The organism is Pontibacter qinzhouensis (genome assembly GCF_008017455.1).
In the GTDB taxonomy this organism is placed as follows: Bacteria; Bacteroidota; Bacteroidia; order Cytophagales; family Hymenobacteraceae; genus Pontibacter; species Pontibacter qinzhouensis.
In genome coordinates, this window is record NZ_VRTY01000038.1 from 1 (window position 1) to 14333 (window position 14333).

Annotated in this window: 12 protein-coding genes and 1 tRNA gene; 7 read left to right on the forward strand and 6 right to left on the reverse strand. The window is 46.4% G+C overall.

Annotated features, from left to right (window positions below; all coding sequences use genetic code 11):
• The coding region (gene metG, locus FVR03_RS11315; RefSeq protein ID WP_147921866.1) for a methionine--tRNA ligase at positions 1 to 2025 on the forward strand (2025 nt) is incomplete at its 5' end.
• 97 nt (positions 2026 to 2122) lie between these two features.
• Here metG and FVR03_RS11320 read toward each other — a convergent pair.
• The 4 genes from FVR03_RS11320 to FVR03_RS11335 form a co-directional block, all read right to left on the reverse strand.
• Positions 2123 to 3397 carry an MFS transporter gene (locus FVR03_RS11320; protein ID WP_147921867.1) on the reverse strand — a complete coding sequence of 425 codons (1275 nt, stop codon included), beginning with the start codon at positions 3395 to 3397 and terminating at the stop codon, positions 2123 to 2125.
• 164 nt (positions 3398 to 3561) lie between these two features.
• Complete coding sequence (gene pth / locus FVR03_RS11325; RefSeq protein WP_147921912.1) at positions 3562 to 4125, reverse strand: aminoacyl-tRNA hydrolase; 564 nt, start codon at positions 4123 to 4125, stop codon at positions 3562 to 3564.
• Between the two features lie 389 nt (positions 4126 to 4514).
• Positions 4515 to 5099 carry a 50S ribosomal protein L25/general stress protein Ctc gene (locus FVR03_RS11330; RefSeq protein ID WP_147921868.1) on the reverse strand — a complete coding sequence of 195 codons (585 nt, stop codon included), beginning with the start codon at positions 5097 to 5099 and terminating at the stop codon, positions 4515 to 4517.
• Positions 5100 to 5269: 170 nt separating this feature from the next.
• On the reverse strand, positions 5270 to 6199 hold the full coding sequence (locus FVR03_RS11335) for a ribose-phosphate pyrophosphokinase (RefSeq protein ID WP_147921869.1): 930 nt from the start codon (positions 6197 to 6199) through the stop codon (positions 5270 to 5272).
• Positions 6200 to 6564: 365 nt separating this feature from the next.
• Between FVR03_RS11335 and FVR03_RS11340 the strand changes: the two genes are divergently transcribed.
• Both FVR03_RS11340 and FVR03_RS11345 read left to right on the forward strand, forming a co-directional pair.
• Complete coding sequence (locus FVR03_RS11340) at positions 6565 to 6945, forward strand: hypothetical protein (RefSeq protein ID WP_147921870.1); 381 nt, start codon at positions 6565 to 6567, stop codon at positions 6943 to 6945.
• Positions 6946 to 7211: 266 nt separating this feature from the next.
• Positions 7212 to 7739, forward strand: coding sequence for a hypothetical protein (locus FVR03_RS11345; protein WP_147921871.1), 528 nt, complete (start codon positions 7212 to 7214; stop codon positions 7737 to 7739).
• 137 nt (positions 7740 to 7876) lie between these two features.
• Here the strand turns inward: FVR03_RS11345 and FVR03_RS11350 are convergent.
• A tRNA-Gln gene (locus FVR03_RS11350) sits at positions 7877 to 7949 on the reverse strand.
• A gap of 878 nt (positions 7950 to 8827) precedes the next feature.
• Here FVR03_RS11350 and FVR03_RS11355 point away from each other — a divergent pair.
• From FVR03_RS11355 to atpC, 3 genes are all read left to right on the forward strand, one after another.
• A complete protein-coding gene (locus tag FVR03_RS11355; RefSeq protein ID WP_147921872.1) occupies positions 8828 to 9061 on the forward strand; it encodes a hypothetical protein in 234 nt (77 codons plus the stop codon).
• A gap of 746 nt (positions 9062 to 9807) precedes the next feature.
• The gene (gene atpD / locus FVR03_RS11360; protein WP_147921873.1) at positions 9808 to 11319 is read left to right on the forward strand and encodes a F0F1 ATP synthase subunit beta; all 1512 of its coding nucleotides are present in this window, start codon (positions 9808 to 9810) and stop codon (positions 11317 to 11319) included.
• 97 nt (positions 11320 to 11416) lie between these two features.
• Entirely contained in the window at positions 11417 to 11662 is a 246-nt protein-coding gene (atpC, locus tag FVR03_RS11365; RefSeq protein ID WP_147921874.1) for an ATP synthase F1 subunit epsilon, read from the forward strand.
• Positions 11663 to 11766: 104 nt separating this feature from the next.
• Here the strand turns inward: atpC and FVR03_RS11370 are convergent, their stop codons facing one another.
• Entirely contained in the window at positions 11767 to 12375 is a 609-nt protein-coding gene (locus FVR03_RS11370) for a PAS domain S-box protein (RefSeq protein ID WP_147921875.1), read from the reverse strand.
• Positions 12376 to 13173: 798 nt separating this feature from the next.
• Between FVR03_RS11370 and FVR03_RS11375 the strand changes: the two genes are divergently transcribed.
• Complete coding sequence (locus FVR03_RS11375; RefSeq protein ID WP_147921876.1) at positions 13174 to 14301, forward strand: trans-sulfuration enzyme family protein; 1128 nt, start codon at positions 13174 to 13176, stop codon at positions 14299 to 14301.
• Positions 14302 to 14333: the final 32 nt, after the last annotated feature.

Genomic DNA, 14333 nt, shown 5'->3' on the forward strand with positions numbered 1-14333 from the left:
AAACGATATACCATTACGGCGGCTCTGCCTTATGCCAACGGGCCGGTTCATATTGGGCACCTGGCGGGGGTGTACATTCCTGCCGATATTTATGCGCGCTACCTGCGCTCGCAGCAGCGCGATGTGAAATTTGTGTGCGGCTCCGATGAGCACGGCGTTCCCATTACGATCAGGGCTAAAAAAGAAGGCATTACACCACAACAGGCCGTAGACAAATACCACGAAATTATTCGCGACTCGTTCCAGAACTTCAACATCTCATTCGATATCTACAGTCGCACCTCCTCTAAAACCCATGCCGAAACAGCTTCCGGTTTCTTCAAAAAACTGTATGAAGACGGCAAGTTTATAGAGCAGACCACGCAGCAGTACTTCGACGAGAAGGCGCAGCAGTTCCTGGCCGACCGTTATATTGTGGGCACCTGCCCCAAGTGCGGCAACGAAAATGCCTACGGCGACCAATGCGAAAGCTGCGGCACCTCCCTCAACGCAACCGACCTGATTAACCCCAAAAGTACACTAAGTGGCCTGAAGCCGGTGCTGCGCGAAACAAAGCACTGGTACCTGCCGCTGAACGAGTATGAGCCCTGGCTGCGCGAGTGGATTGTGGAAGGCCACAAGCAAGACTGGAAACCGAACGTATATGGCCAGTGCAAGAGCTGGATAGACCAGGGCCTGCAACCTCGCGCCGTTACCCGCGACCTCGACTGGGGCGTGCCTGTGCCAGCACCTGGTGCAGAAGGCAAGGTGCTGTATGTTTGGTTCGATGCGCCAATCGGGTACATTTCGGCTACCAAAGACCTGACGCCTGACTGGGAACTCTACTGGAAAGACCAGGAGACTAAGCTGGTGCACTTTATCGGGAAAGATAACATCGTATTCCACTGCATCATTTTCCCGGCTATGCTGAAAGCCCATGGCGACTATGTGTTACCGGCCAACGTACCAGCTAATGAGTTCCTGAACCTGGAAGGCGACAAAATATCTACTTCGCGCAACTGGGCAGTATGGCTGCACGAGTACCTGCACGATTTTGAGGGCAAGAGCGATGTGCTGCGTTACGTGCTGTGCGCCAACGCCCCCGAAACCAAAGACAATGACTTTACCTGGAAAGATTTTCAGGCGCGCAACAACAACGAACTGCTGGCTATACTTGGCAACTTTATAAACCGGGCGGTAGTGCTCACGCAGAAATACTACGAAGGCGCAGTACCTGCACGCGGCGAACTAACCGATCTCGACAACGAGGTGCTGGCACAACTGCAGGCTTTCCCGGCTACGATTGCTGACCTGGTGGAGCGTTACCGTTTCCGCGAGGCCCTGAGCGAACTGATGAACCTGGCGCGCCTCGGCAACAAATACCTCGCCGACACAGAACCCTGGAAACTGATAAAAACAGATGCCGAACGTGTAAAAACCATCATGAACATCGCCCTTCAGATTTCTGCCAGCCTGAACATTCTGATGGAGCCGTTCCTGCCAACTTCCGCACAAAAGCTGTCGGATATGCTGCAGAAGCCTGTTGGTAAGTGGGCCGAGGCCGGTGCCGCTGATCTGCTGGCAGTTGGGCATGTAATAGGCAAACCGGAACTGCTGTTCGAGAAAATAGAAGACGCAGCCGTAGAAGCCCAGGTGCAGAAACTTCTCGATACTAAAAAGGCGAACCAAGCCGAAAATGCCGTGGTAGAGCCAGCCAAAGACAATATTACTTTCGACGACTTCAGCAAGATGGATATCCGGATCGGAACCATTATAGAGGCCGAGAAAGTAGCAAAAACCAAAAAGCTGCTGAAACTGAAAATCGACACGGGCCTGGACCAGCGTACCGTGGTGAGCGGAATTGCAGAGTTCTTCAACCCTGAAGAGATAATAGGGCAGCAGGTAAGCATTCTGGTGAACCTCGCCCCACGCGACATCAAAGGCATCACCAGCCAGGGCATGATCCTGATGGCAGAAGATGCAGACGGTTCTCTGGCCTTTGTGCAGCCTGGTAAGGCGGTGAAGAACGGAGGGAAAGTGAGTTAGGTAATTTCAGATAAAACAAAAAAGCTGCATCAGAAATAGTGCAGCTTTTTTTATGGCCTTAGCTGCCTATAAGAAGGCAACACATGTGGCTGTCGAATTAACTTACCAGAAACTCCTGGGTGCTAATTCCAGTAAACTTCTGCTTATCATATCTTTGTTTCTCCATGGCCTGCACTACCAGGTACAAGCCAGTTGCCGACAGTACAGCCATACCACCCATGGCCCACCACAAGGTAGAGAACCCGAAGGCGCTGATAATACTGGTGCCCAAAAGTGGCGCTACCACATGTGCCGCCGCATAAGATATGGTGTACAAACCCATATAGGCTCCGCGGTTGCTGGCGTTGGAGCGCTCCACGGTAATGGTCGTCATGTAAGGCATAGCCAGAATTTCGGCAATACTCAGGAGCAACATAGCTATAAACAGGATGCTGGTGTGTGCCATCAGGTTTAAGCTGATAAACGACAGGCCCAGCAGTAAAACACCAGATGCCACAACCATTTTTCTTGGGAACTTCTCGCCCAGCAGGTATACCAGAATCATCTCCAGCAAAAATACGATCAAGCCATTCATGCCCATCAGCAAACCGATTTTTCCTTCAGAGAGTGCATACACCTGCTTGTAGTATAGCGGTAGTGTGGCGAGCAACTGAAAAAAGATGATGGCAAAAGTGCTGCAGAGCAAAACGAACTGCAGAAACAGCCAATCGGTGTAAGGAGACCTGGCTGCGCCTGTTGCCTCTTTCAGCGGTTGCTGTTCCTGCTGGGGCTGTTTTGTTTGGTTGCCCGGCTTCTGCCGAAAGTACAGGTAAAAGAATAAACCGGCTCCCATGCAGGTAACGCCATCGGCTATAAATAACCACCTGTACGACAAAGCCGCTAGCAAACCTCCCAGCGCCGGACCTATAGAAAAGCCAAGGTTAATAGCCATGCGGTTAAGAGAGAAAGCCCGGGTCATGTTCTCTGGTTTGGCATAATGGGCAATAGAGGCTGAGTTGGCAGGGCGCAAGCAGTCGTTTACCAGGCTCAGGATAAAAACGCCTGCCGCCAGGTATTCGAACTGACGCAGGTTCAGGAGCAAAAAGTAGAGGCTACCTCCCAACGTCAGGCTCACGAACTGCACTTTAAAATGGCCAATGCGGTCGGTGAGCCAGCCACCCAGGAAGGAGCCGCAAACAGAGCCAAGGCCGTAGATGCTGAGAATGACACCCGCCTCCTGCAGGCTGTAATTAAGCTCACCGATCAGGTAGACACCCAGAAAAGGCGTAACCATGGCGCCACTCCGGTTAATAAACATCACCAGCGACATCATCCAGGCTGGTCTGGAAAGTCCGCCAAAAGCGTTGCGGTACAGGAGAATAACTTTTTTCATAGTTTTTGTAGAACATAGGTATCAGGATTCAGGACATTTTTCTGTTAAAAAATAGATCAAACACAAAAAAAGTGCTTGTTCGCTCTTCTTAAGTAGGTAAGGCATAAAAAAACCTCACTTGCCAACCAGACAAGTGAGGTTTTTAAAAACTCCTTTGTAAGTGGCTATTTCGTATTATAAACATTCATGGTGCGCTCCATACCAATCGTGCCGAACGATATAACAGCTTCTGCTGCTTTCTCGATAAGCGTTTGCAGTTCCGCCTGCTCGTCGGTGCTGAAGGTGCTGAGGACATAATCTACCTGCCTTCCTTTAGAGAAACCATCGCCAACGCCAAAACGCAGACGCGGGTAATTGTTATGTCCTAATGTTTGCTCAATGTGCTTCAGACCGTTGTGGCCACCAGCACTGCCTTTGAGGCGCATCCGGATCTTGCCAAACGGAATGGCAATGTCGTCGGTGATAACAAGCATCTGCTCTGCCGGCAGTTTCAGGCTGGTGAGGTAGTGGCTCACTGCTTTCCCGCTCAGGTTCATGTAGGTGGTAGGTTTAACCAGCACAAAGGTTCGGCCCTTAGTCTTGATCTCAGCCACAAAAGAATGCCTGCTCACATCAAAGCTGGCCTCGTATTTTTTAGCGAGGTAGTCGAGCACCATAAAGCCAATGTTGTGGCGCGTGTCGGCATATTCGGGGCCAATGTTGCCCAGCCCTACAATCAGGTATTTCATGGTTGTGTCTTCTTTTTCAGGAGCTGTTGCCGCTCCCAGCCCAAGCATTTCTTTAATTACTTTAAACATGATCGCGGCGAAAATTAACTGTTAAATGCTAGATGTTATTGAGAATTGAAAATACTTTATTCTCTGTTTATACTCTTCGGGAGATTCCTTCAGGACGTCAAATCCATAAATTCGATGCTCTCACTCTCTCATCAAAATTATAAGGCAGTCCGTTAACGATCAACAACTAACAACCAGCAATTATTCAAACGAAAATGGCCTTCAGAAGCTTTTTTGTGTGATTTGCTCCAAGGGTGCTAACGAGTGAAAAATGCGGTCAAAAAAAAATCCTGCCCTGCAACGTGGCAGGACAGGATTTTTTTCCGTTGGAAAGAGGAAGCTTATTTTTTGCCACGAGCTTCTTCCATCTGTGCACTCTTAAGAGCACGCGGAATGGTAACTGTTGCGATTGGGGCACTAGGGTTAGAAAGTATTTCGAAGTTGTTAGGAACAACTTTGTTTACTTTAATAGACTTACCAAGCTCCAGATCGGAGATATCTACATCAATTGCATCTGGCAGGTTAGCCGGAAGCGCTTTGATTCTTAGCTTACGTAATTTTGTAACTAGTTTACCACCAAGCAGCACACCCGGAGAGTTTCCTATGAACCTTACCGGAACGTCCATTTTAACTGGCTTGTCGTCTTGCAGTTCCAGGAAATCGACGTGCAGGAGCATTTCGTTTACCGGGTGGAACTGTAAATCCTGAAGGATGGCTCTGTAGTGCGTGCCTTCAACGTTAAGGTCTACTTCATATACTTCCGGAGCGTAAACCAAGTCTCTGAACAGGATAGCTGGCGCATAGAAGTGAACTTGCTCGCCACCGCCATATAATACACCTGGTACAAAAGACTCGTTTCGCAGCTCTTTCGTAGTCTGCTTGCCGAGATTTGCTCTTTTAAACCCTATAATCTCTAACTTTTGCATAATATTTTTTTAGATAAATGTTTTGTGGGTGCAAAGGTAGGGTTTTAATTGTTAAATTGTTACATTTTTTGATAAATTGTTGAATGGCTAAACTGTTTAATTGTTGTTTCCTTAATCATTCGGGTTCAACAGTTAAGCCATCTACCAATATAACAATCCGTAAGCAACAATTAAATAAACAGCGAGCTGATGGACTCGTGCGTTACCACATTGTTAATGGCTCTGGCGAAAAGCTCAGCAAACGAAAGCACTTTAATTTTGGAGCAAGGCTGCTTTAGCCTGATCGTGTCTGAAACCACCAGTTCTTCGAGCACCGAGTTTTCGATGCGCTCATAAGCCGGGCCGGAGAGGAGCGGGTGCGTAGCTACTGCTCTTACAGTTTTGGCACCTTTATCTTTCAGTAACTCAGCTGCTTTCGTCATTGTGCCTGCTGTGTCTACCATGTCGTCTACGAGTACTACGTCCATGCCTTCCACATCACCGATTACCTGCATCGAGGCAATTTCGTTGGCGCGTTTCCGGTGCTTGTCGCACACTACCATTTCGGCTCCGAAGTTTTTGGCAAACGAACGGGTACGTACCACACCGCCCACATCAGGCGAAGCAAAAATAAGATCGTTGCCCAGGTTGAGGCTGCGCAGGTACGGCACAAAAATAGCGGAACCATCCAGGTGGTCTACCGGAATGTCGAAGAAGCCCTGAATCTGGCCGGCATGCAGGTCGCAAGTCATCAGTCGGTCGGCACCCACCGATTGGATGGCGTTGGCCACTACTTTTGCTCCTATAGATACACGTGGCCGGTCTTTGCGGTCTTGCCGGGCATAGCCGAAGTAAGGCATTACCACAATAACTTTATGCGCCGATGCTCTCTTGGCCGCATCAATCATCAGCATCAGCTCCATCAGGTTATCGGCAGGCGGGATAGTAGATTGTACAATAAAAACCTCTGCGCCACGCACAGACTCATTAAAGTGTACTCCTATTTCTCCGTCGCTGAAACGTGATACAGAAAGGTCTCCGAGGGGTAGGCCATATGCTGTGGCTATTTTTTCAGCCAGGTAAGTGGTGGCGGTTGCTGAGAATATTTTTACTTGTGGCATACTACTACTAAACGCTGAGGTGTAAGTTAGTTTTAGATGATTATGCCTGCAAATCTACAAAATAAGTGGCACCTGTTTTTCAAAAGCACAAGATAAATAAAGTTTGTGCTGTCAGAATGGACTTATGCTCAAGAAATTGTGTCGGGTCATTAATTTTTAGTAGAAGTTTAAGAATCAGAAGGCTCCTGGACAAAAAACTTAATATCTTTTGCAAAGAAGCAGTTTGTAAACCTGTTTTCGGTATTCCTGAAAATTAACCTGCAATCTGCAAACTGACGTATGACCTTGCTCGGGCTATGTTGGTAGTAGTCTGAAATATTTTTCCGGATGCTATTAAGTTAAGGATTAAACTCATAATTTTGAAGATGGGTAATTTTGCCAAATCTGTTTTACTACTGTTTTTCGCCTTTCTGCTGCCTTGGGCAGAAGAAATGGAGGGTGCAGGCGCAGATACGGCTCAGGCAATTGCTGGTAACACGGGCGAGCAGGTTATTTCGGCCAGTGTTGCAGGAAATGAACTGCAAAAAGTGCAGTTTTCGCCCAGACCCGCCGAAAGTTTTGTAAGTGCTCCGAACACTCCGGCTGCTCCTGGTGCTAAAGCCCAGTGGAGTGGCCTGTTGGGTGCTTCGCCTGCCTTAGAGCATTACCTGTGCCACCTGACCCGGCAATACCTTGCACGTGCCTCGGGCATCTGCCTCAGCCTGGCCAGTTGTGACATTATTTTCCCCTTCCATTATTTCTGGTAAACCCATGCTTTGTTGTTGAGGCACCTTTTTATGTGCTGCTGTGCCTGCACCCGTTAAGGCTGTGCCCTTAAAAAAGCCGTTCTGCTTCTGTATAATAGCTGCTCACCTAGCTATTCGAGGCGATTTTGTATCCTGATAGAGAAGGGTGGCTATAAGCGCATAGGCAGGTTCTAAATTAGAGTTTTAATTATAATACAACACTTGCAGCTGAGGCCTCACCAGGTGCCACCTTTGGCATTGTGCCCGCTGCACAACAAAAAATAAGCATGGATGTAACATCAATTATAATCGGATTAGCAGCCGTGGCACTCTTTATTGTGCCCATACTATATGTACAACATACCCAGAAGGCTAAAAAACAGAAGCTCCTGCAGGACTTCGAAGCGCTGGCCGGGCAGCAGAAACTCACTATCTCGCAGCACGATTTCTGGGATCCCTACTACACCATTGGCATCGACAGTACTCAAAACATGTTGTTCTACACCCTCCGGAAAGAAGGGCAGGAGCAGCAGCAAGTGCTGATCGACCTGGCAGCTATCAGCGCCTGCACTGTTAGATGCACGCACAGGGAGGCCAACGGTGAAAAAATTATAGAACGCGTAGACCTGGTTTTTACTAACCCGAACAGCAGGCCTGCAGAGAAAACACTGGAGTTTTATAACAGGGAGGTAAACCTGAATTTCAATAACGAACTCATGCTTGCCGAGAAATGGAAAAGCCTGGTTGTAACAGATAACCTGGCAACGCCTGGAGCAGGCAGAGGCGAAGCCTATAAAGTAAAGGAGAGCATGTAGTAATGTTGCTTAAGAACCGGGGCTAGGTGCTCCGGTTTTTTCTTTTCTGGCGGCTATCCTTGCTGCAACATGGGGAGAGCAGTAGAAACAGGCTAAAAACAAAAAAGCCCTCAGATCAGATCTAAGGGCTTTTTATGTTGTCCGACCAGGTTTCGAACCTGGACTCTTCTGAACCAAAATCAGACGTGTTGCCAGTTACACCATCGGACAAGTTACCGCCCAACTTAGAGTGGAAGCCCCGTCGTTGTTTGGTGATGCAAAGATAGGCAGACGATTTTAAACTGCAAACATTTGCTCAAAAATATTTTTGAATTTTTAGTCTGAAATCTGCTTTAGCGCCGTGTTGTAGTGCTTTTTGGGCAGTAAGTTAACCTTGGTACACGGCTTTTATAGGCCATTCTATACCATATAACTCAGTTCTAAATTAGTGAAAATCATGTGGTTGTTTTCATGTTGTTTCTCCGGGAGCTATTTCTTGTAGCTGCTGCTTCGGGGTAAGAAATTTTTTTCAATAATTATAACGACCAGGGGGGCAGTAGCTAAATCTGGGTGCTTGACTCCACAAATAAAATGGTTAGGGCGACCTGCATACAAGAAACACTGGCGTCTGAAAGTGAAACTGAAATACGCAGGACACAATTATAAGGCATTTTAACTTTCCGGAATTCGAATTTAAATAGCTTCGGGAAGCAGGACAAAAGTATTAAGACACAGGATGCAGGACTTTTTTAACAGAATTAAGATAAAATCGTGTGTCCTGCTTCCTGTAACATGTGGCAGTATGATTCAGATCACGCTTCAATCGCTACATAGCCCATTAAACAATTAAACCATAAAGTAATCAGCAAATTATTCTAATCAAAAAAGCCTTCCAACGGGTTTTAAGCTTATTTGATCCAAGGGTAAGTGCCAGTGTCTGGATTGGCTGAACCTAGAAAAGGGCAGTAGGTTCAGCACAGGAAAGTGACCAGAATAAAACCTGTTAATGACATTTTTAAATAATTCGAACTTTAACTAAATTCTTCGCCTAACTTGTCACCTCCTGTCCTTTTTCCCGTAAAGTATAGCTCCTATATCTGATAATCTGTATGTATTCTACCACAACCAACAATACCGACTTGGTCACTACTACCTGTGGCCGCCAGCTTGATTTAAGCAAGACCGAGCTTGTTATCGAGAAGTCGAATAGCCTTTTTAGCTATAATGTACATAAACTCAGTACAGGCGAGTATGTTATTGCTGAGAAGTTTTACGCCAACCCGTTTAACAACAGGTATATTTTGCTCAACGACGACCAGATAGAGCTCCTGAAGAACCTGTAATTAAGTAAAAGTTAAAAGTTAAGAGTGATGAGTTGCTGCACTTGCTGGCCCAGTTTCAGCAGGAGGGACTGTGCAGTATTGCGCCTGCTTAAGTCCGTTCAAATTAAAAGTTTTTGTGCTGGTGAGTAAGTGGCCGAAAGGTTGACCAGTAAATATGCCTTATCTCTAGCCATTACAAGATCTTGTCGGTGAGGTACATCTCCTTGAAAATGTGTGAATTCTGTGTAAACACTTTTGTCCTGTTATAAATGTCGGTACAACTTGCCGGGAATCAAGATTTGACTTTCCATTCTACCAGGATGAAGATAAAGTCTCGTGTCATGTGCCTTCCAACAGATGGCAGTATCAGGTCGAATTGCGATAAGTTATGTTGCAGCCTATCATCATTAAAGTAGTTACCTTGCAAAGGTTCAGCATTACTTAGTTTACCCTTGGCTCTTTTTCTCAAAAAAACCTTCCGGAGGCCATTTCTATTTAAATAATTCGTGGTTTCTGCACTCTGTTTCTAAGGCAAGTTTCTGCTTTTAGTTAAATGTATAAACAGCTAAATGCTGGCCGGTTTAGTTATAACAGGCAAAATGGGCAAGTTGGCAACCTGTATCGGAAGTTAAAGCAAGTTGCTTTAGTTATTAAGCGTCAAAGAGTTAATTTTTTTAGGTTCTTGCGTGGATTTGATAGATTTATGGGTTAGTTTTGCACCTAGAATTAACTCCATTATCAATAGCTAATCATTTATAAAAAGTCAAATGGCGAATATTGGCAGAATTACCCAGGTTATCGGTCCGGTGGTGGACGTTAGCTTTGTGGGTGACAACATTAAACTTCCAAATATTTTGGATGCCCTCGAAGTGACGAAAGAAAACGGTCAGAGAATCGTGCTGGAATGTCAGCAGCACCTTGGCGAAGATCGTGTGCGTACCATCGCAATGGACTCTACCGAAGGTCTTTCTCGTGGCACTGAAGTAATTGACCTGGGTGGCCCTATTAAAATGCCTACAGGCGAGGGCATAAAAGGACGTCTGTTTAATGTAATAGGCGAAGCCATTGACGGTATTCAACAGCCAGTAAGCACAGGTGGTCTTCCAATTCACAGAGGTGCTCCGCGCTTCGAAGATCTTGCCACTTCCTCAGAAGTATTATACACAGGTATCAAAGTTATCGACCTGATAGAGCCTTACTCTAAAGGTGGTAAAATTGGTTTGTTCGGTGGTGCAGGTGTGGGTAAAACCGTACTTATCCAGGAACTGATCAACAACATTGCCAAGGCACACGGTGGTCTTTCTGTATTTGCCGGTGTAGGTGAGCGTACCCGCGAAGGAAACGACTTGCTTCGCGAAATGATCGAGTCTGGTATTGTGCGTTACGGCGATGCCTTTATGGAATCATTGGAGCACGGCGGTTGGGATCTTTCTAAAGTTGACCTCGAAGAGCTGAAAGAGTCTAAAGCTACTTTCGTGTTCGGACAGATGAACGAACCGCCAGGGGCGCGTGCCCGTGTGGCGCTTTCTGGTCTTACAATGGCGGAGTACTACCGCGATGGTGAGCCAGGATCAAGCGATGCCGGTCGTGATATCCTTTTCTTCGTTGATAACATTTTCCGTTTCACGCAGGCAGGTTCTGAGGTGTCGGCCCTTCTTGGCCGTATGCCATCGGCGGTAGGTTACCAGCCAACGCTGGCCACTGAAATGGGTGCCATGCAGGAGCGTATTACCTCTACCAAGCGTGGTTCTATTACATCGGTTCAGGCTGTTTATGTACCTGCCGACGACTTAACTGACCCTGCTCCGGCTACTACCTTTGCTCACTTAGATGCTACTACGGTACTTTCCCGTAAAATCTCCGAGCTTGGTATCTACCCTGCCGTAGACCCTCTTGACTCTACTTCCAGAATCCTGACTGCCGACGTAGTAGGCGATGACCACTACAATACAGCTCAGCGCGTTAAAGAAATTCTGCAGCGTTACAAAGAACTTCAGGATATTATCGCCATCCTTGGTATGGACGAACTTTCTGAAGAAGACCGTCTCGTAGTTCACAGAGCACGCCGTGTACAACGTTTCCTGTCGCAGCCGTTCCACGTAGCCGAGCAGTTTACTGGCCTTAAAGGTGTGTTGGTTGATATCAAAGACACCATCAGAGGCTTTAACGAAATCATGGACGGACTACATGACAACCTGCCGGAAGCTGCCTTCAACCTTGTAGGTACTATCGAAGATGCAGTTGCCAAAGGTCAGAAAATGATGGCCGAAGCACGTTAGTATCAGTTAAGAGTTAAAAGTTATGAGTTATGAGTTGTTAAGGCAAACCCAGACTTTTAACTTTTAACTCTTAACTCTAAACTCTTAACTAAAGAAGATGTATTTAGAGATAATCACACCAGATAAAAAGGTATTTGCCGGAGAGGTAGATGCAGCACAGTTCCCCGGAACCAAAGGTTCTTTTGAGGTGCTGGACATGCACGCGCCCCTCATCAGTACCCTCGAAAAAGGCCGTGTACGCATTACCACCAAACAAGGGCAAGAGTTCTTTACCGTAGAAGGCGGTGTGGTAGAAGTGCTGAATAACAAGATTATCGTACTTGCCGAATCAGTAAGCGCATAACGATCTGTTTCATAATCAAAAACGCCTTCTGTTCTTTTGGAGCAGAAGGCGTTTTTGATTTATATACCTTCTCTTCCAGTAGCAGGCAGTGAGCAGGCGTAAATCTAATGCTGTTTATTTATGCTCTCCTTAATTACTTTGTCGAGTTCGTGGCTGCTGGTTGTCAGCATCTGACAAATGTTTTTTAAATTCTGGTCCAGGTCCATTTTCTCCAGAATTCTTACCAGGCCTATAATATTGGCCAGCGGCTTTCTTATAACATGCGACTGGTACCAGCCAAGATCTCTCAGTAGCTGTTCTTTTTGAGTCAGAAGTTCTTTGGTGCCCTCCAACTGTTCCTTCTGTTCTATGTACTCTGTAATATCGTAACCGATACAAAAAACGCCTAGCGGTTCCTCCTGCTCGTTTAGCATAGCTCTGTACTCCCACTGCGTCATAAAAAAACCACCATGTCCATCGTGCTTCCGAATTGTAGCCGGAAACAAATGACCCGGGTTCGCAAAGCACTTGGCAGATACTTCTATACAAACATCTTTATCATCGGGGTGCATGGTTATGTCGTTAGGCATCCCTAGTATAGGACCATGAATAGGGCCAAAGATTTTGTCGTAATGCGGATTAATGTAAGTAAACTGCCCCTTCATATTAGTGGTGATAATATAAAAAAAGGAGGAATCTTCCAGTAAGGCTTTAGTTTCGGAGAAAATAGTCATATAATGTTTGTACAGCAATAGGCTACGAATAAAGTAAAATTTCAGCGGTTTTATGTTGCACGGTAACAGGAGGTGTGTGCTATAACCGGAAGGTGTGTTCTGCTACACGTTCAGCTTTAGCTTGTATGCTACTGATGTTTAATTCTTTAAATGAATAATAAAGTCCTTTCTTGAGTTTGCTATAGAACAATATATTTAGTTAATACACATTATTTAAGTGTAAATACGGAGGCTGCTAGAGCATAGTTTTAGCCATAAAATATATTTTACTGGCCTATGATCAGGTGAAAATCAGTTTTTTGTTTCTGCTGGAGCAGCCGGATATTTAAACTGCTGCACCTCTTTCCTGACTTCTGATTAGGACAGTTTGAAGAAACAGTAATTTGGCATTTTGCCATGTTGTTAGGCTACAAGAAAAAAAGGTTATAGTCTGAGAAGTTATGTGGCAATTTAGTAATGGGCTGTATAAGTGGAGTAGCAGCTTTAACAGTTTAGCAGGTACAGGTGCCCATTGCCAGTTACTGCTGTTCCTGATTTTTGGTCTCGTCTGTTGATGCAGCTACTCCGGTTTCTCAAGAAAATAAACAGTTGATTTAAATCTATAGTGGCAACTGCGAGTATAGTTTAAGCGCCAATATTTCTACTATTCTGTTTTCAGGCTTAAAGAAAAATACTGGTGAATCGTGAAATCGAGGCAGATGATTGAAGGTGGTTGCCGCAGCAGATCAAATTAAATTTAATGTGTGCTTTACATAAAAGTGAAAACCTGCTTAACTTCAACCGAAATAAAATTCTGATATGGCACAGTTTCATCCTAAAGTTACCCCGATCTACCAAACTTCTGTTTTTACATTTGAGGATCTGAACGAACTGGAATCCTATTTTGAGCAGCCCGGAAATCAGTATATGTACTCCCGGTTCGGTAACCCGAACACTGATGAATTGGCGGCTGAAGTAAGCAAGCTGGAGGGTGGGGCTGGGGCAGTGGTTACGTCTTCGGGCATGTCGGCTATTTTGGTGGCCGTGCTAACCTATTGCCAGGCGGGCGACCATGTGCTTTGTGCCGAAGAGATTTACGGAGGCTCTGCCACGCTGCTGTCGCAGGAACTGACACGCATTGGCATTGCTATTTCGTTTGTGCCGGGCGAGCAACTATATACTTTAAGTAACCATGTGCAGCCCAATACCAAAATGGTGCTGGCCGAGACCATTAGTAACCCACTGCTGCAGGTGTTGGACATTAACCGACTGGCGGAGGAGACAAAACAAGCAAATATTAAGCTGGTGATCGATAATACGTTTGCCTCACCGGTTATTACCAAACCCCTGGCACTTGGTGCTGATATGGTAATGCACAGTGTAACCAAATACCTGTCGGGCCACAGCGATGTAACAGCAGGGGTAGTAGTTTGCCAGGAGCAGGACCTGCAGCGGGCGAAGCAGGTCGTGATGACCTTCGGCGTGAACCTCAGCCCCTTCGAGAGCTGGCTTGCAGCCCGTGGCCTGAAAACTTTGAAACTGCGCATACGCCAGCACTCGCAGAATGCCCTGGCCATAGCCCAATTCCTGCAGCAACACCCGAAAGTGGAGCAAGTGTGGTACCCAGGGCTGGAACAGCACGAGCAGCACCTGCTGGCCAAAGAACAAGGCAACGGTCTTTTTGGCGGCATGCTCTCCTTCCGGATACAAGATAAGCTAGAAACTGTAAATGCGTTTATGCAGGCGCTGCAGCAGATGCCTTTTGCGCCATCTCTGGCAGGTGTAAGCACTTCCATTTCGCATCCGCTCCGTACCTCGCATCGCTCCTTTACTCCCGAGAGGCTCGATAAACTTGGTATTACCTTAGGCGTTATCCGGTTATCGGTGGGTATAGAAGAGGCAGAAGAACTAATCGCTGATCTGGGGCAGGCGCTGGAGAAGATATAGTAAGTGGAGCAGGAGAGGTTGGTTTATTACGA

Coding starts and splice junctions, on each gene's coding strand:
- FVR03_RS11355 (WP_147921872.1), top strand. CDS start 8,828: ATGTATTCTACCACAACCAACAATACCGACTTGGTCACTACTACCTGT.
- FVR03_RS11335 (WP_147921869.1), bottom strand. CDS start 6,199: ATGCCACAAGTAAAAATATTCTCAGCAACCGCCACCACTTACCTGGCT.
- FVR03_RS11375 (WP_147921876.1), top strand. CDS start 13,174: ATGGCACAGTTTCATCCTAAAGTTACCCCGATCTACCAAACTTCTGTT.
- FVR03_RS11320 (WP_147921867.1), bottom strand. CDS start 3,397: ATGAAAAAAGTTATTCTCCTGTACCGCAACGCTTTTGGCGGACTTTCC.
- FVR03_RS11345 (WP_147921871.1), top strand. CDS start 7,212: ATGGATGTAACATCAATTATAATCGGATTAGCAGCCGTGGCACTCTTT.
- FVR03_RS11340 (WP_147921870.1), top strand. CDS start 6,565: ATGGGTAATTTTGCCAAATCTGTTTTACTACTGTTTTTCGCCTTTCTG.
- atpD (WP_147921873.1), top strand. CDS start 9,808: ATGGCGAATATTGGCAGAATTACCCAGGTTATCGGTCCGGTGGTGGAC.
- FVR03_RS11330 (WP_147921868.1), bottom strand. CDS start 5,099: ATGCAAAAGTTAGAGATTATAGGGTTTAAAAGAGCAAATCTCGGCAAG.
- FVR03_RS11370 (WP_147921875.1), bottom strand. CDS start 12,375: ATGACTATTTTCTCCGAAACTAAAGCCTTACTGGAAGATTCCTCCTTT.
- pth (WP_147921912.1), bottom strand. CDS start 4,125: ATGAAATACCTGATTGTAGGGCTGGGCAACATTGGCCCCGAATATGCC.
- atpC (WP_147921874.1), top strand. CDS start 11,417: ATGTATTTAGAGATAATCACACCAGATAAAAAGGTATTTGCCGGAGAG.